Origin of the sequence: Mycobacterium sp. WMMD1722, from assembly GCF_049315205.1 — a bacterium.
Taxonomy (GTDB): domain Bacteria; phylum Actinomycetota; class Actinomycetes; order Mycobacteriales; family Mycobacteriaceae; genus Mycobacterium.
The window spans coordinates 3,581,357-3,598,166 of the sequence record NZ_CP186056.1 but is presented as its reverse complement, the minus strand read 5'-3'; the positions used below and the strand labels follow the sequence as shown (position 1 = coordinate 3,598,166).

Here is a 16,810-nt window from a genome sequence, read left to right as displayed (position 1 = left end):
TCGCGTAGCGAGTCGGGCCACTTCGCGTACAGATCGGCGCAGACGGGCTTTTCCGGCTGATCCGGATGGTCGAGCTTCATAAAGTCGGGCGGTTGGCTGGCTGCTGAGAGGACCGAACCCGGCGATGACCGATGCTCGACCCGATGAATTGGATCGACTCGAGAGTGCGGCCGACGCCATTGAGTCTCTGTTGTCTCTCGTCGCCGCCGAGGAACCCCTCGACGACGCCCTGCAGCGGGTCGCGTCCTCGGGTGCCGGCGCCATCCCCGACGCCGATGCGGTCAGCATCAGCGTGCTGACCGGCGAGGCGCCCCGCACGGCCGCCCATACCGACGACCTGCTCCTGCGGCTGGACGAGGAGCAGTACGCGTCCGGACGCGGGCCGTGTCTGGAAGCTGCCGCCCGGGGTCGACCGGTCCGCGTGGCCACACGCGCCGACGATCAGCGCTGGCCGGAGTTCGTCATTGCCGCCCAGTCCTGTGGGATCAGCGCGACGCTCTCGGTGCCGTTGCTGGTCGAGCGGGTGGACGACGACCCCGAACTGGTCGGGTCGCTGAACATCTACAGCCGGACCGCGACCGCCTTCGACCCCTTCGACGAGACGCTGATGCGGCTGTACACGGTCTCGGCCGGGCACGCCATCGCCACCGCCCGCCGCCTGCAGCGCTACCGGGACACCGTCGACCAGCTCAACGGTGCGCTCACCTCTCGCTCGGTCATCGACCAGGCCAAAGGTGCACTGCGGGCCATTCACGGCTGCAGCGAGGATGAGGCCTTCCAACGGCTGGTCACCCAGTCTCAGCACAGCAACGTGAAACTGCACACCGTGGCGGCGGTCTTTCTCGACTCGCTGAACCAGGACGCCCGGTAGCGGTCCACGCACGAGTCGGGGCGCCCCGGATGGGGCGCCCCGACTCGGCTCATTCAGCGGATCTTCCGCGTCAGCGGACGTTGACGTAGGCCACGTGGTCGTCGGTGTCGAAGCGCACCGAGGTGACCGAGGCCTGGTCGAGGGGGCCAACGGCGCCCTGGCGGTTGATGATGACGCGCACGCCGCGGTCCTGCAGCTGGCTGATGGTGTCCTGGGCGTTGGAGGGGCCGGTGGGGGCGGCCATCGCGGGGGCGGCCAGCCCGAGGAAGGCGGCGGTCAAAGTGGTGGCGGCGGCGGTGGCGAATCCGTAGGTGTTCATGGTCGTACCTCTTCTTGTCTTCTCGTGCCTGTCGGTCTGGAAGGTTTCCCGGCCGGTCTGACAGGGTCAACCAGCAGGTCAGAGGTGTTCCATCCCGCTGGCAGTGATTGACCGCCGGCTGGCAGGAACTGATTCATCGAGGCCCGCGGACTCGGCGGCACTTCTCCAGGACCTCCTGACAGGGGACGCCGGCACCCGTACCGTCGCGGCCATGGATCGGGTTGTGGTGATCACCGGTGGGGCGGGCGGAATGGGGGTGGCGACGGCGGAGATCGTCGGCCGCGATCACCACGTCGTCCTGTGTGACGTGCGGCGCGAACGTCTCGATGCGGCCGTGGCGAAGCTCGACGGGATCGGGGTATCGGCGACGGGCGTGTACGGCGATGTGACCGACCGGTCGGCGGTGGACGACGTGTTCCGTGTCGCGGGCGACGCGTTGTCGGCAGTGATCCACGCAGCGGGCGTGAGCCCCAGCATGGGAGACGCGGATTTCGTGATGCGCACCAACGCGATCGGCACGGTCAACGTCAACGAGGCGTTCTACGCGACCGCCGACGAGGGCGCCGCGATCGTGAACGTGGCGTCGATGGCGGCCCACCTGCTGCCCGAGGAGATCATCCCGACAACCCGCTTCTCCATGGCGCTGACGGATCAGGACGCCTTCCTCGCCGAGATGTCGGCCGTGTGCGCCGCCGCGCCGGAGCAGGCGCGTTCAGGTCTGGCGTATGCGGTGAGCAAGAGCTTCGTCCGGTGGTACAGCACCGCACAGGCCGAGCGGTTCACCGCGCGGGGGCTGCGGGTGGTGTCCGTGTCGCCCGGATCCGTCGACACCGAGATGGGCCGCCTCGAGGAACAGGCCGGCGCCGGGACGATGGTCACCGATGCCGCCGTGCCGCGCTGGGGCAGGCCCGAGGAGATGGCCGAACTGTTCGCCTTCTGCGCGAGTCCCAAGGCCGGCTACCTCACGGGCACCGACATCCTCAACGACGGTGGCGTCGTCGCCTCGATGAGGGAACGGGCGAGGGTGGCTGCTCAGACTCCGCAGAGCTGACCGAGCCGGTCACCGAGCGTGTCGAGTTCTTTCGACAGCGCTTCCTGCCCGGGATCGGTGTTCTGCACCCCGGCGGTCGCGGCCGCTCCGAAGTCGAGCAGCTTGTTCGCGAATTGCCTTGTCGTGTCCGCCAACTCAGGCGGCGTCGCCGGCTCCAGCCGGGCCAAGAGGTACTGTCCGCCGTTCATCAGGGCTCCGCGCGCATTGGCCGCCGTCGCGAGCGCACCCGTGACGTCCACGGCCCCACCCGGCGGCTGGAGATGGGTATTGGTCGCCACGGCGGTCCGGACCGACGTGAACGCCCCACAGACGGCCGCCTTGGCCGCCGACCGCTGCTCCTCGGAATAGGACGGCTCCGTCCTCGATTGCCACCACGTCCAGCCGGACACCGCGAGTGCGGCGGCGGCGAGCACCAGGGCGAGCGCGGCCAGCACAGTGGAGCGACCGGACCGGACATCGTGCACATGATCCGGCGCAGGCATGCGTCGATCCTAATGAGGCACAATGTCAGCTCACCATGCACCGTCGCCGTCACTGCCAGACCCTCGTCCCGGCCGCCGCCGTCATCGCCGCCGGGCTGCTCTTCGGCGCGACCACCGCCGCCGCCGACCCCGCCGCACCCGGCACGGATGACGCACTGATCGGCCCCACCGCCGCCGGTCCGCCCCAGGACACCCCGCCGTTCTCCCTCGGGCCCGCGGCGACCGACACATTCGGCGGCTACCTCCCCGACGGGGACACCCTGTCCGCCTACGACGTGTCCGATCCGGTGATCGGCCGGCTCGACCCGGCACTGCTGGCCGCGGTGCAGAAAGCCACCGACGCCGCCGCCGCGCAGGGAATCACCGTCGAGATCAACTCCGGTTGGCGCTCACCGGGTTTCCAGCAGCGATTGTTCGACGACGGCGTGCAAACCTACGGCAGCCCCGAGGCCGCAAGTCAATTCGTCGCGTCCCCGCAGACCTCGATGCACGTACAGGGCAAGGCCGTCGATGTCGGCGGCCCCGACGCCGCCGCGTGGATGTCGCGCAACGGGTCCCGGTTCGGCCTGTGCCAGGTCTACGCCAACGAGCTCTGGCACTACGAGTTGACCGCCGACGCCGGCGGCAACTGCCCGCCGATGAGGCCCAACGCCGCGGGCTGACCGCCGGCGGTCGTCCAGGCCGCGAGCGCCTGCAGCCACCCCGATCGGTCTGACGAGCGGCCGGCCCACGCCAGGTAGCCGTCGGGCCGCACCAGCACGGCGGGACCGCCATCGGCGCGTTCGACCTGCAGCAACCCCGGCGCGAACACCGGATCGCACCCACGCTCGCGGACGAAGACAAAACCGGGGGTCCGTTGCACCTCAGTCAGCCGACGCCCCACCAGGGGGACCTGGGTGGCACGGGTCCCGACCAGCGGGCTCTCGCCGACGGCGTGCGGGTACCGCAGGGTGGTGCCGGCGAAGCTCCCCGCGACGGCGTCGCGCACCCGCGGCGCCCGCAGCAGCCGGGGCGCCAGCAGATCGCGTATGGCCCGCAGGCGACGCGGGCGCAGCGTGATGCCCCGCGCCATCAGTCCGGACTGCAGCAGCACCCGCCGGCCGACGGGGTGCCGCTCGGCGTGGTAGGTCTCCAGGGCCGCCTCCGGCCCGCCGCCGAGCGCCGCGTCGAGCTTCCACGCCAGATTGACCGCGTCCTGGATCCCGGTGTTCATCCCCTGTCCGCCCATGGGGGAGTGCACGTGTGCGGCGTCCCCGGCCAGGAACACCCGGCCGTGCCGGTATCGGTCGACCTGCCGTTCGTCGCAGTGGAAGCGCGAGGCCCAGCCCAGCTCGACGAGCCCCGGGTCGGTACCCATCGCCTGGGTCAGCACGCCGGTGACCTCGGCGCGGTCCACCGGCGCGCGGTCGGGGCGCTGGTCAGCGCGGTTCCACACCATCGTGCGGAACCAGGAGCCGCCGGCGTAGGGGACGAGGAACGCGAACAGATCACCGGTGCTGTAGAGGCTCAGCCCGCTGCCGGCCGGACCGTTGGACAGCAGCACGTCGGCCAGCACCATCGAGGACAGCAGGGTCCGGCCGGGGAATTCAGCCCCGATCAGCCGGCGCACCGCGCTGTGGGCGCCGTCGGCTCCGACCAGAAACTCTGCGCGCCAAAGTGTTCGGTGACCGGCCGGATCGCGGGCGGTCACCGTCACCCCATCGGTGTCCTGGGCCACGGCGTCCACCTGCGCACCCCGGACGACGCGGGCTCCGTGGGCGCGGGCGTACCCCTGCAGTGCGCGGTCCACGTTGACCTGCGGTGTCACCGCCACGAACGGGTAGGGCGAATCGAGGTGTGTCAGGTCGATGCGGGCACCACCGAACACCGTGACGCCGGGAGCGCGGTGCGCCCGGGTGAGCAGATCGTCGGCCAGCCCGCGCGCGTCGAGCAGTTCGAGGGTGCGCGCCATGGTGGCGAAGGCCCGGCTGGATGGATTCATCGCCGGGCGACGCTCGAGCACGACGACCGAGCGGCCCGCTCGCGCCAGATCGCCGGCGACGGCCAGCCCGGTCGGCCCGGCCCCGACCACCACGACGTCGGCCTCTCCGACGCTCATCGAGTCACCGTCTCGGGACGGGGGAACCAGCGCCGGATGTCCTCCGGTGTCGCCACCGCGGCGCGGTTGAACACGAAACGGCAGCCGGGTTGGGTCAGGTGTGCGGCATTGACGATCGCCTCGAACAGCAGCGTGTTGCCGGCGACCAGGCGAATGCCGGCGCCGATCAGCACGGCGTCGTAGTGCCCGGCGTCGAGCCACTGCCGGGCTTTCTCGGCGCCGGCTCGTCCCGCGGGAATCAGACAGTTGTCGACGCGGTAACCGGCCTCGCGCAGGCCGGCGACGTTGTCGTCGTTGGCCTTGCGCAGACTCTGCCTGGACAGCCCGGCGAATTGCGCGAAGTCCGGCGCGGAGTAGTCGATCAGATCCGGATCCAGTCCGATCTGGATGGCGGTGACGGGCATGGCGCCTCTCTCCGAACGATGTCAACAGTTGGTGACGTCGACGATATGCAATGCACCGGTTCATGTCAACGTCTGTTGACTTCGCGGTGGCGACGGCGGGATTTGTTTGATTCGGCATGCGTCGAGAACCCTGGGGCGGTGACCACCGCTCCTCTCGCGTCCCGCCGGACCGATACACCGACCGGGATCGCCGTCGTCGGGGTGGCGCTGGCCATCATGCTGGTGGCGGCCAACCTGCGGCCCGTGGTGGTCGCCGTCGCCCCGCTCGTCGGCGACATCAAGGCGGAGACGGGCTGGAGCAGTGCGGTCGTCGGGCTGTTGACCACCCTGCCGGTGCTGGTCTTCGGGCTCGTGGCACCGCTCGCGCCGCGGGCGGCGGCCCGGTACGGCATCGAGCGCACCGTGTTCGGGGCGCTGGCTGTCCTGGTTCTCGGCGCCGCCGTCCGGTTGCTGCCCGACTCGTCGGCTCTCTTCGCCGGTTCGGCGCTGGCCGGCGCGGGTATCGGCGTCTGCAACGTGGTGCTTCCCTCGTTGATCAAACGGGACTTCGCGCACCGCTCCGGCCTGCTGACCGGTCTGTATTCGATGACCCTGACGGGTGGCTCCGCGGTGGCCGCGGCGGTCACCATCCCGGTCGATCAGGCCCTGGGCGGCAACTGGCGACTGACGCTGGCCAGCTGGGCTGTCTTCGCGCTCGTCGCCATGCTCGCCTGGCTACCGCTGTTGCGGCGGGTGCACCGGATGGACGTCCAACCACGTCGAGAGCCTCTGTGGCGCAATGCGATCGCGTGGTCGATCACCATCTTCATGGCCGCGCAGTCGCTGATCTTCTACACGTTCACCGCATGGCTGCCGGACTACCTGGTCGACCGGGGGATGTCGGCGGCCGGAGCGGGGGCGGTGCTGGCGTCGGGTCAGGTGGCGGCCTTGCTGATGTCGCTCGCGGCGCCCATCGTCGCCGGCCGGTTCGCCGACCAGCGACCGGTCACCTTCCTGGCGCTACTGGCGACCGCCGTCGGATTCGCCGGTCTGCTGGCCACCGATTCGGTACCCACCCTGTGGGTCCTGCTGGTGATGGCCGGACCCGGCGCCTCGATCAGCTTGGCGCTGCTGTTCATGGTGTTGCGCAGCACCTCGACCGCCCAGACCGGCCAGGTCTCGGGAATGGCGCAGAGCGTGGGCTATGCCCTAGCCGCGGTAGGCCCGGTGGCCATCGGCGCCTTGCACGATCTGAGTGGATCGTGGACGGTGGCCATGTCCGCCCTGGCGCTGGCCCTGATCCCACAGGCGGCCTCGACCGTGCTGGCCGGCAAGGACGTCACGATGACCCGGACCCGACCTCCGCGGGGATAGCTGCATCGACTCGGGGCGGCGTCACAACCGGCCTGCGTCGACGACCCGCAGCACCGGTGCGCCCTCCTCGTCGGAGGCGTCGAGATCCACCTCGACCGAGATGCCCCAGTCGTGGTCACCGGCCGGGTCATCGAGGATCTGGCGCACCGCCCACACCCCGGGTCTGCGGTCGAACAGCAGCAGCGCGGGCCCACGGGCATCGGCGCCGGTGCCGACCTCGTCATGCTCGTCGAAGTACGCGTCGCCGATCTGAGCCCAGCGCTGCGCGGTCCAACCCGAGCCGGCGTCCAGGTCGCCGAGTTCGGCCCAGCGCTCCCGGGCGAACAATTCGACCCGCCGGAACAACGCGTTGCGGACCATCGCAGTGAACGCCCGCTCGTTTCCGGTCAACGGCCGGGGTCGGCTCGGAACCTGAACGGGCGCGTCCAACGGCTGTTCCGGACTGGTGAGCTTCTCCCACTCGTCGAGCAGGCTCGAGTCGACCTGGCGGACCAGCTCGCCGAGCCATTCGACGATGTCGGTGAACTCCTCGGTGCGGGCGGCCGCGGGAACCCCGGAGCGCAGGGCCTTGAAGACGTCCGAAAGATAGCGCAGCACAGCGCCTTCCGAGCGCGTCAGACCGTAGACGCTGACGTACTCGCGGAAGGTGAATCCACGTTCCCACATCTCCCGGGCCACCGACTTGGGGGACAGCACGGCGTCCGCGGCCCAGGGGTTGGTCTGTAGGTACACCGCGAAGGCATGGGCGAGGAGCTCTTCGAGCGGCTTGGGATAGGTGACCTCGTCGAGCAGCTCGATCCGCTCGTCGTAGTCGATGCCGTCGGCTTTCATCTGGGCCACCGCCTCACCGCGGGCCTTGTTCAACTGTGCGGCCAGGATCTGACGCGGATCCTCCAGCGTTGACTCGATCACCGAGAGGATGTCCAACGCATACGTTGCAGGGTCTTCAGCGTCCTGGTCGAGCAGGTCGATGGCGGCCAGCGCGAACGTGGACAGCGGCTGGTTGAGGGCGAAATCGGCCGGCAGGTCGACGGTCAGGCGGTAGCGCCGGCCGTCGGGCTCCGGAGCATCGAGGCGTTCGAGCACTCCGGCCTGCAGCAGCGAGCGGGCGATACCCACGGCTTCGCGGATCAGGCGCAACTGCTTCTTACGCGGTTCGTGATTGTCGGTGAGCAGGCGCCGCATCGCCAGGAACGGGTCCCCGGGGCGATCGACGACATCGAGGATCATCGCGGTGGAGACGCGCATGTTGCTGGTCAGCGGTTCGGGAGTCGCCTCGACCAAGCGGTTCATGGTCGATTCGCTCCACGGCACCATGCCCTCGGGCGCCTTGCGGCGCACCAACTTCCGCCGCTTCTTGGGATCGTCGGCCACCTTGGCGAACTGCTTGAGGTTCTCGACTTCGTGCTCGGGGGCCTGAACCACCACGGTGCCGGCCGTGTCGTATCCGGCGCGTCCCGCCCGTCCCGCGATCTGGTGGAACTCGCGGGCATTGAGCTGCCGGGTGCGGGTGCCGTCGTATTTCGACAGCGCCGAGAAGACCACCGTGCGGATCGGCACGTTGATCCCGACGCCGAGGGTGTCGGTACCGCAGATGACTTTGAGCAGGCCGGCCTGAGCGAGCTGTTCGACCAGCCGTCGATACTTGGGCAGCATGCCCGCGTGGTGCACCCCGATGCCGTGGCGGACCAGGCGCGACAATGTGGTGCCGAAGGCCGAAGAGAAGCGGAAGGCGCCGATGTGCTCGGCGATCGCGGCCTTCTCCGCCTTGGTGCTGACGTTCACGCTCATCAGCGCCTGGGCTCGCTCGAGCGCCGAAGCCTGGGTGAAGTGCACGACGTAGATCGGCGCCTGTTTGGTCTCGAGCAGGTCGGCGATCGTCTCGTGCATCGGTGTGGTGGCGTAGGAGAAGAACAGCGGCACCGGACGTTCGGCGTTCGCGACCAGCGCCGTCGGCCTGCCGGTGCGCCGGGTCAGATCTTCGCGCAGCGTGGTGACGTCGCCGAGCGTCGCCGACATCAGGAGGAACTGCGCCCTGGGCAGTTCGAGCAGCGGCACCTGCCAGGCCCAGCCGCGCTCGGGATCGCCGTAGAAGTGGAACTCGTCCATGACGACCAGGCTCGAATTTTGGTTCGTCCGGCCTCCGCTGCCCTCGCGCAGCGCGATGTTCGCCAGCACCTCGGCGGTGCACGCGATGATCGGCGCGTCGGAGTTCACCGCGGCGTCGCCGGTGAGCATGCCGACGTTCTCCGCGCCGAACACCGCGCACAGCGCGAAGAACTTCTCGCTGACCAGTGCCTTGATCGGAGCGGTGTAGAAGCTCACCCGGTCGGCGGCAAGCGCGGCGAACTGGGCGCCGGTGGCCACCAGCGACTTACCCGAGCCGGTCGGCGTCGCCAGCACCACGTTGGAACCGCTGACCAGCTCGATCAGCGCCTCTTCCTGAGCCGGGTACAAGACGGTGCCGCGATCCTGCGCCCAGGCCGCGAACGAGGTGAAGAGCTCGTCGGGGTCGGCGCCCTCGGCGGCCAGCGTGGACAGATCGGTCATCGCGCCACGCGGTTCACCATCGACCGCTCCTTCGGCCGCACCCCGACCAGCAGTGCACCGGCGCCGAACAGCACGGCGACCAGCACGGGGAACCGGCCGTCCGGGGCGAAGCCGGCCGCCGAGAGCAGCGACAGCGCCAATGCGCACGCCGCCGTCCCCAGATACAGCGAACCCTCGGCGACTGCGGCGGAAACCGGTGCGGCGAAGGTCGGGATCGGTGGGGTGAACAGGCGACGCTGCCACGCCATCAGCGCGAGCAGCGCCGCGACCACCACCGCCAGCACCAGCTCCCATTCGAGCCGGGCCAGCCACCACGCCGCCGAACCCAGCGGGGGCTGGGGCAGCAGCCCGGTGGGATATCCGACGAGGGTCACCACGATGACCGGCAGCATGTGCCACAGGTACAGCGCCATCACATTGTTGTTCGCCACGCCGATCATCCGCGGCCAGGCGCCGCGGGTGAGTACCCGGTTCAGCAGGGGAACCAGCGCGAACAGCACCCCGATCTGGACCAGCGCCAGCGCCAGCAGCGCCACCGACGGGGGTGCGCTGTTCTCCACCCGGTCGCCCGGCACGCCGATCATGGCGATCGGATAGGGGCCCCAGGTGACGAGCGCGGGCAACGCCAGGGCGGCGAACACGGCCATTGCGGTGAGCAGGCGCCGACACAACAACCCGCCGTGCCAGGCGATGCCGAGCTGGTAGATCGCTGCCCAGCAGAAGAAGTAGTTGGCCATCCGGATCTCGGGAATCCCGGTGCCGATCCCGACCACGTCGACGATCACCACGCCCGCGCACAGCACCGCGGGCACGGCGAGGCCCCACCGCCGGTGCGCGGCCACCGCGATCGGGGTCAGGGCCACCACCATCAGATACACCGCCAGAAACCACAGATGCATGGCCACTGCCCAGCCACCCAATTCCAGCACCGCACCGCTGATCCCGGCCGCCATCAGCGCGGCGATCACCGCGAGGATCGCCACCGCGTAGACCGCCGTCGGCCCGAGGGTGCGGGCGACCCGTCGGCGAATCCACTCCTGCCGGGATTCGCTGCCATCAGCCGGCCGCCGCGACCAGGACACCGCGCTGGCGTACCCGGCCACCGCGAAGAACACCGGGACGACTTGGAAGAACCAGGTGAGCCACTGCGTCCACGGCATCAGCACCAGCGGGTTGTCGCGGCCGAACTCGCCGTCCCGGTACGTCATCACCGACAGCAGCCAGTGCCCGATGACCACGAGCAGTACGGCCGCCGACCGGTACAGGTCGAGGGCCAGCTCGCGCGCGGGCTGTGCGGCCCTGGTCTCGTCCACGGTTCGCACGGTAGTCGAACCCGGGTTCGCAGCCCTGCCCATGTGGTAGACACACCGCTGTGTCTGGGGGCGACGGAGGTTTGCTGCTACCCGGCGAGACCTGCTGGCGGGTCGAGCGGGCCGACCGCTACGCCTGCATCGTCGACGGCGCCGACTACTTCGTCCACGTGAAGGCGGCGATGCTGCGTGCCCGGCACCGGGTGATGCTGGTCGGGTGGGACTTCGACACCAGGATGGTGTTCGAACCCGCGGACAAATCCGTCCGCGGCCCCAATCAGCTGGGCATGTTCCTGCGCTGGCTGGTCCGCGTGCGGCGACAGCTCGACGTGTATCTGCTGCGCTCGAATCTGCGTCTGGTGCCTGCCCTGGGCGGCATCTGGGGTCAGATGACCCCGGTGGCGTTGCTGAACTGGCTCAGCAGCGAACGGTTGCACTTCGCGATCGACGGCGCGCATCCGACCGGGTCGGTGCACCATCAGAAGATCGTGGTGATCGACGACGCGGTCGCGTTCTGCGGTGGCATCGACCTGTCCGTCGACCGCTGGGACACCCCCGCCCACGAAGACCGAAATCGGTTCCGCCGCAACCTCGGCCACCCGTACGGTCCGCGGCACGACGTCGTGGTGGCAGTGGACGGCGGGGCCGCGCGGGCGCTCGGTGAGCAGGCCCGCGACCGCTGGCGGACCGCGACCGGGCAGTCGCTGGATCCGGTCGAATCCGGCCACGACACGTGGCCGCGCGGACTCGAGCCGACGCTGCGTAATCTCGATGTGGGGGTCGCCCGCACCCTGCCGGCGCTGGGCTCCCGCGCGGAGGTGCGGGAAGTCGAGGCGCTCAACCTGGCCGCGATCGCCTCGGCGCGCGACATCATCTACCTGGAGAACCAGTACCTGGCCTCGCGCGCCATCGCCGACGCCCTGTGTGCGCGACTGCAGGAGGCCGACGGACCCCAGATCGTGGTCGTCATGCCCCGCAGTTCCGAGAGCCGCCTGGAACAGCAGGCGATGGACAGCGCGCGGCACAGATTGCTGCAGAAGCTCTGGGCGGCCGACGCCTACGGGCGGATGGGCGTCTACTGGCCGGTGACCGACGCCGGCACCCCGATCTACGTGCACTCGAAGGTAATGGCGATCGACGACCGGCTGCTGCGCATCGGCTCGTCGAATCTGAACAACCGGTCGATGGGCTTCGACAGCGAATGCGATCTCGCGGTGGACGCCACCGAACCCGAGGAGCGCGGGGATGTCCGGGCGGCCGTGGTGGCGATCCGCAACGCGCTGATCGCCGAACACCTCGGGGTGTCGTTCGGGCATCTCGACGCGACGATGCGCGAATGCGGCGGCTTGCTCGAGGCCATCGAGGGTCTTCGCGGCCACGGAATGGCCGCCGGAAAGACCCTGCGACGCTTCACCCAGGAGACCGTCGCCGGCGAGGCCAGCCTGTTCGCCGAGAACGACCTGATGGACCCGGCGAGCGTGCCCCAGTCACTGACCCGCAGCGTCCAGCGCTGGATCGCCGGGCTCACCGACCAACCCTGACGCCGAATCCGTTGCCCGTCAAGGGATTCGGGCCAACAGATCGCGCGCCAGCTCGACCACCAGGGCGCGGTCATAGGTCAGGGCCACATCGGTGCGGACATCGTCCCACGGACCCGACAGATCCTTGGTCACGTCCTCGAGCCGGGTCACCAGTGCCGCGGCGAAATGTGGACCCAGCGCGAGCAGCACCCATTCGTCGCGCAGCGGATCGCCCGGATCGAGCTCGACACCGCGCACACCCGCGCCGAAGTCGGCGTCGGCCCGGTCGGCGAAGACGGCCACCAGCGGCGAATTCCGGGCGATGGCGCCGTAGCGATCGCACAGGCCCGCGTTGTAGAACTCGGCCCGCTGGATCGCGGTCAGCACGATCGCCGGATCGGCCGATTGGCCCGCCTGGTCGGCGACGAGTTGCGACAGCGCCACCATGGTGTCGATCGGCGCCGCCCGGATCGTCGTGCGCACCCCGACCGCGTCGAACAGCGAGCGGGTGGCCGGGGCCGGCAGGACATCCACCGGCGAGCGCATCCACGCGACGGGGTCAGCGTCGAATCGCAGCACCGGACGGCCGAAACGGTACCCCTGGCCGAAGGCGGCGCCGAGGCTGAGCGCCTGCTCGACGTGCTGATCGGTTTCGATGCCCTCGGCGACGATCGTCGCGCCGGTGCGCTCGTGGTACGCCAGGACCGCCGCGATGGTGCGGGTCTGCTCGCGGCCGGGCCGGCGCTCGAGCAGACCCATGTCCAGTTTCACCAGATCCGGCCGCAGGAGGTCCAGAAGCGCCACCGAGGCCGGATCGCTGCCCACGTCGTCCAGCGCCACGGACACGCCGCCGGCTCGCAATTCGGTGACCTTGCGGAGCAGACCACCCGGGTGGGCCAGCAGGTTGCGCTCGGTGAGCTCGAAGACCAGGTCGAAGTGTTCACGCGCATGCGTCACCACGGGGTCGTCGGCCATACCGTGGTGGTCGCTGCCGGGTTCACAGTTGACGAGGAGAAGGGAACCGTCGGGAAGCTGTTGATCCACAGCACCGTTGATCGCGGCGGCGATACAGGCGCGGTCGAGCGCGTCGAGTCCGCCGTGTGCCTCGGCGTAGGCGATCACCTGCTGCGGCGGGGGATCGCCCAGGCCGGGCCAACGGGCGAGCGCCTCATAACCGACGACCCGTTCCTCGGGTAACTCGACGACCGGCTGGAACGCCGACACCAACCCATCGCCCGACGCGGCGGCGCGGAGTCTCTCCGGCAAGCTGTCACCTCTGTCGTCGGGTGTTCGCGGAAGCCCAGCTGTATTCTCGCCGCAGCGCCGGGATTTCGCCTGCGATCCCTCAGATGTCGGAGCTCTCGCGCCACAGATCGATGCCCGATTCGGAGGCGTACCGGTCGATCTCGGTGAGTTCCTCCTCGGTGAAATCGAGCTTCGCCAGCGCCGCGAGGTTCTCTTCGAGCTGCGCCACACTCGACGCCCCGACGAGGGTGGAGGCCACGGCGGGGTCGCGCAGCACCCACGCCAGCGCCAGCTGTGCCAGCGTCTGACCCCGTCGCTCGGCGATGCCGGCCAGCGCTCGCAGCCGCTCCCGTACCTCGTCGGTGACCAGCTCGTCGTCGAAGGTGGGTCGCTTGGTGGCGCGGTCGATATCGGCCGGCGGCTGCTGCAGGTAGCGGTCGGTCAGCAGACCCTGTGCCAGGGCGGTGAAGGCGATGGCGCCCATGCCGGCCCGGGTCAGTTCGGCGGTGAGACGGTCTTCGATCCAGCGGTTGAGCAACGAGTACGAGGGCTGGTGGATCACCAGCGGAGTGCCGAGTCGCTGCGCGATCGCGGCCGCCTCGGCCGTCTTGTCCGCCGAGTACGACGAGATGCCGACGTATCGCGCCTTACCGGAGCGCACCGCCGTGTCGAGCGCGCCGATGGTCTCCTCGAGTGGAGTGCCGGGGTCGATGCGATGGGAGTAGAAGATGTCGACGTAGTCCAGGCCGAGCCGGCGTAGCGACTCGTCCAGACTGGCCAGCAGATACGCGCGACCGCCGAGCTGACCGTAGGGACCCGGCCACATATCCCAACCCGCCTTGGTGGAGATGATCAGCTCGTTGCGGTAGGGCTTGAAGTCGCCGCGCAGCATGCGGCCGAAGTTCTCCTCCGCCGAACCGTAGGGCGGTCCGTAATTGTTGGCCAGGTCGAAGTGGGTGATGCCCCGATCGAAGGCGTACCGCAGCACCTCCCGCTGGACGTCGAAGGGCCGATTGTCGCCGAAGTTGTACCAGAGCCCCAGCGAGATCGCCGGGAGCAACAACCCGGACGACCCGACGCGGCGGTACGGCATGTCGTCGTAGCGGGTGCGCGCGGCCACCCAGGGGTCATGGGTGAACGGAACGTCGGAGATCGTGAATTCCTCAGCCATACAAGCCATCGTAGGGACCGGAGACGATCGAGTTCAGCGTGAAGATGCGGACCCGGCCGGCCACCGTGGCCCGACACTGTGAGAACAGCGGTTCGGACTGCCCCTCGTCGAGTCGCACGTCCACGATCCCGGCTCCGGAATCGAGCACGACCCGCACCCCACCCTCATACGGTTCGACGGTCTGCGGGGACAGTGCGGCGATGCGGTCGTCGCCGTAGGCCTGCCGAGCGAAGTGCTGGGCCGCCTGCACGGCGTGCGGTAACGAGGTACGCCCACGCAGGAATCGGTCGTCGAGCCGGCCGTCGAGGTACCGGCGCACCAGTTCGGCGGAATCGGTCAGATCGACCCGTCCGTAACACAGACCGTGCGGCAGGATCAGCATGGTCGCGGCGAACCGATCGCCGCCCAGATGTGAACATTCCCAGGTGAATTCGGGATATTCGGCGGCGATGGCCGCGGCGGCTCCGCGGCCGCGCACAGCGCAGCACTGATCGTGTCTGCCGTGCGCGCAGACGACCACCAGGGGGTCGGGGGTGCGGACGCCGTCGCTTCCGTCGAGGGCCAGTTCGAGGAACTCGGCGGGACCGCTGACCTCGCCGGTGTGCAGGACCTCTTCGCCGACGTCCGACTGCGCCACGAACCACCGCCATCGCGGTGGGGCGTTCCGGCGCCCGTGGCGGCGGATCGCCGCGATGCGCATGCCGGCGGCTTCGGCTCGGCGCACGATGGCCCGGCCGAGGGTGGGATCGAGAACCGACGGTGACTGCAGGAAGGCCGACGGACCCCAGCCGCCGGGCAGTTCGAGCAGCAGCCACCGCGATCCGGCCGACGCGGTGCCGTACATCGGATCGGCGCGGGCCAGTGACTGGTCACTGCAGGGAAGTCTCGGTCCAGAACTCATCCGCACGCCGCCGGCACGACGACGGCCTCTCGCAGCAGTCTTCGGATCAGGACGGTTGCGTCGGCGGTATCCAGGCCAGGGGTGGTGGTGGCGGCGAGCACCTGCCCCCGGTGCAGCGCCTCGACGGCGGCGGCGCACAGGGCGGGGAAGCTGATGACGCGGTCCGGCAACCGGAGCGCGACACGGTCGCCCACCGCTTCGACCGTCGCGATCAGCCCGGGCCGCCAGCGCACCGGGGTACCGCCGGCCGCCTGCGCCGCGTCGAATGCGGCCAGCGGGCGAACGGCAACGGGGCGCGTGCGGTCGGCGTGGCGGCGGGTCAACTGGGCGGCGGCTCCTGCGCTGTGCAGTGCACCACCGTCGCGGAGGCTGTCGACCACCTCGGCCATCACCTTGGTCACCGTCGCCATGATCTCATCGTGGTCGGTCGGGGTGGCGGTCATCGGAAGCGACTCCCGGAAGGCGGGATCGGCGGCCAACTGGTCCACCACGGCACGGGCGACATCGAAGCGGGTCACCGCCGAGACCCCGACCGTCAGATGGATCGACGTCGAGTCCAACGCCTGAGCCGAATGCACCCACCCCCGCGGTAGGTACAGCGCATCGCCGGCCGACAGAACGGTGTCGATGACCGGCGGTTCGCCGGCCCGCTCGGCGATCGCCCCGCGATGGTGCGTCCACGGTTGTGACGGCAACGGGTGCTCGTGCACAGGGTCGTGCACAATCCAGCGCTTCTGGCCGGCGACCTGCAGAACGAAGACGTCGTGGACGTCGTAGTGCGGATCGAAGCCGCGGTTGCTCGGCGGGGTGATGTAGGCGTTGGCCTGGACGGGATGACCGAGATCGTCCACCGCGGCGCGGACGAAGTCGATCAGCGGCGGCCACAGCCGGTGCAGACCCTGCAGCACGATCGTCGCGCCGGCAGCGAATTGCGCCAGCACCTTGGCCGAATCCACCTGGTCGGGCATCTCGGCGCCGAAACCGGCAGGCGAGAGGTAACAGTCTCGGGCCAGGACGTCGCCCTCCTTGGCCAACCGGATGAAAGGCGCGCGAACCCCACGCTCGGCGATCAGCTCGTCGACCGCATCGGGCGAGAGCAGATCACCGAAGTCGTGGGGCAGCGCGTCCGAACGGCTGAGTAGCGGCCGGCGACCCCAGTACTGCTCGGCGAACGTCGCGGGGTCGACTCGGATGCAGCGGCTCAGCATGGTGGCGCGGTCTATGCGGTGCCGTCGGCCCCGCCGTCGTGGCCGCCGGGGTTGGAGCCGCCGTCGGCCGGGCCTTCGCCGGAGGCGGTGCCGTCGGCCCCGCCGTCGTGGCCGCCGGGGTTGGAGCCACCGTCGGCCGGGCCTTCGCCGGAGGCGGTGCCGTCGGCCCCGCCGTCGTGGCCGCCGGGGTTGGAGCCGCCGTCAGCGGTGCCTTCGCCCCCGCCGTCGGAGGTCGTGATGTCGTCGTCGTCGAGTGCCATATCCGAACCTTTCTGTCGCGTGTGCCTCGGGGTTGCCCCACAGCGCCCGATCGAAACGGGTTCGTAT

16 protein-coding genes are annotated in these 16,810 nt (G+C 69.8%); 5 read left to right on the top strand and 11 right to left on the bottom strand.

What is annotated here, in order from left to right:
• Window positions 1-124 precede the first annotated feature (124 nt).
• Complete coding sequence (locus tag ACN27E_RS17205; protein WP_422743265.1) at window positions 125-871, top strand: ANTAR domain-containing protein; 747 nt, start codon at window positions 125-127, stop codon at window positions 869-871.
• Between the two features lie 70 nt (window positions 872-941).
• Here ACN27E_RS17205 and ACN27E_RS17200 read toward each other — a convergent pair whose 3' ends face one another.
• Window positions 942-1,190, bottom strand: coding sequence for a hypothetical protein (locus ACN27E_RS17200; RefSeq protein WP_422743263.1), 249 nt, complete (start codon window positions 1,188-1,190; stop codon window positions 942-944).
• 211 nt (window positions 1,191-1,401) lie between these two features.
• On the opposite strand from ACN27E_RS17200, the gene ACN27E_RS17195 reads away from it, so the two are divergent.
• Entirely contained in the window at window positions 1,402-2,241 is an 840-nt protein-coding gene (locus ACN27E_RS17195; protein ID WP_422743261.1) for an SDR family NAD(P)-dependent oxidoreductase, read from the top strand.
• Here ACN27E_RS17195 and ACN27E_RS17190 read toward each other — a convergent pair.
• Entirely contained in the window at window positions 2,223-2,723 is a 501-nt protein-coding gene (locus ACN27E_RS17190) for a hypothetical protein (RefSeq protein ID WP_422743260.1), read from the bottom strand. The genes ACN27E_RS17195 and ACN27E_RS17190 overlap by 19 nt on opposite strands.
• Window positions 2,724-2,758: 35 nt before the next feature.
• Here ACN27E_RS17190 and ACN27E_RS17185 point away from each other — a divergent pair, with 35 nt between their 5' ends.
• Complete coding sequence (locus ACN27E_RS17185; RefSeq protein ID WP_422743259.1) at window positions 2,759-3,385, top strand: M15 family metallopeptidase; 627 nt, start codon at window positions 2,759-2,761, stop codon at window positions 3,383-3,385.
• Here ACN27E_RS17185 and ACN27E_RS17180 read toward each other — a convergent pair.
• The gene (locus tag ACN27E_RS17180; protein ID WP_422743257.1) at window positions 3,322-4,821 is read right to left on the bottom strand and encodes an FAD-dependent oxidoreductase; all 1,500 of its coding nucleotides are present in this window, start codon (window positions 4,819-4,821) and stop codon (window positions 3,322-3,324) included. The two genes, ACN27E_RS17185 and ACN27E_RS17180, sit on opposite strands and share 64 nt — an antisense overlap.
• Complete coding sequence (locus ACN27E_RS17175; protein WP_422743251.1) at window positions 4,818-5,225, bottom strand: hypothetical protein; 408 nt, start codon at window positions 5,223-5,225, stop codon at window positions 4,818-4,820. Before ACN27E_RS17175 ends, ACN27E_RS17180 begins: the two co-directional genes overlap by 4 nt.
• A 216-nt stretch (window positions 5,226-5,441) precedes the next feature.
• On the opposite strand from ACN27E_RS17175, the gene ACN27E_RS17170 reads away from it, so the two are divergent.
• Window positions 5,442-6,578 (top strand): CynX/NimT family MFS transporter, encoded by a 1,137-nt coding sequence (locus ACN27E_RS17170; protein WP_422749939.1) that lies wholly within the window; start codon window positions 5,442-5,444, stop codon window positions 6,576-6,578.
• Between the two features lie 21 nt (window positions 6,579-6,599).
• Here the strand turns inward: ACN27E_RS17170 and ACN27E_RS17165 are convergent, their stop codons facing one another.
• Window positions 6,600-9,128, bottom strand: a complete 2,529-nt coding sequence (locus tag ACN27E_RS17165; RefSeq protein WP_422743250.1) for a DEAD/DEAH box helicase — start codon at window positions 9,126-9,128, stop codon at window positions 6,600-6,602.
• Entirely contained in the window at window positions 9,125-10,441 is a 1,317-nt protein-coding gene (locus ACN27E_RS17160; protein WP_422743249.1) for an acyltransferase family protein, read from the bottom strand. Before ACN27E_RS17160 ends, ACN27E_RS17165 begins: the two co-directional genes overlap by 4 nt.
• A gap of 59 nt (window positions 10,442-10,500) precedes the next feature.
• Here ACN27E_RS17160 and ACN27E_RS17155 point away from each other — a divergent pair, with 59 nt between their 5' ends.
• Window positions 10,501-11,979, top strand: coding sequence for a phospholipase D-like domain-containing protein (locus tag ACN27E_RS17155; RefSeq protein WP_422743248.1), 1,479 nt, complete (start codon window positions 10,501-10,503; stop codon window positions 11,977-11,979).
• Window positions 11,980-11,997: 18 nt separating this feature from the next.
• Here ACN27E_RS17155 and ACN27E_RS17150 read toward each other — a convergent pair whose 3' ends face one another.
• From ACN27E_RS17150 to ACN27E_RS17130, 5 genes are all read right to left on the bottom strand, one after another.
• Entirely contained in the window at window positions 11,998-13,224 is a 1,227-nt protein-coding gene (locus ACN27E_RS17150) for a sensor domain-containing phosphodiesterase (protein ID WP_422743247.1), read from the bottom strand.
• A gap of 79 nt (window positions 13,225-13,303) precedes the next feature.
• Window positions 13,304-14,374, bottom strand: a complete 1,071-nt coding sequence (locus ACN27E_RS17145; RefSeq protein WP_422743245.1) for an aldo/keto reductase — start codon at window positions 14,372-14,374, stop codon at window positions 13,304-13,306.
• Window positions 14,367-15,275 carry a sucrase ferredoxin gene (locus ACN27E_RS17140; RefSeq protein WP_422743243.1) on the bottom strand — a complete coding sequence of 303 codons (909 nt, stop codon included), beginning with the start codon at window positions 15,273-15,275 and terminating at the stop codon, window positions 14,367-14,369. Before ACN27E_RS17140 ends, ACN27E_RS17145 begins: the two co-directional genes overlap by 8 nt.
• Entirely contained in the window at window positions 15,272-16,483 is a 1,212-nt protein-coding gene (locus ACN27E_RS17135; RefSeq protein ID WP_422743242.1) for a cupin domain-containing protein, read from the bottom strand. The genes ACN27E_RS17140 and ACN27E_RS17135 overlap by 4 nt, the downstream gene beginning before the upstream one ends.
• Before the next feature lie 11 nt (window positions 16,484-16,494).
• Entirely contained in the window at window positions 16,495-16,743 is a 249-nt protein-coding gene (locus ACN27E_RS17130; RefSeq protein WP_422743240.1) for a BatC protein, read from the bottom strand.
• Window positions 16,744-16,810: the final 67 nt, after the last annotated feature.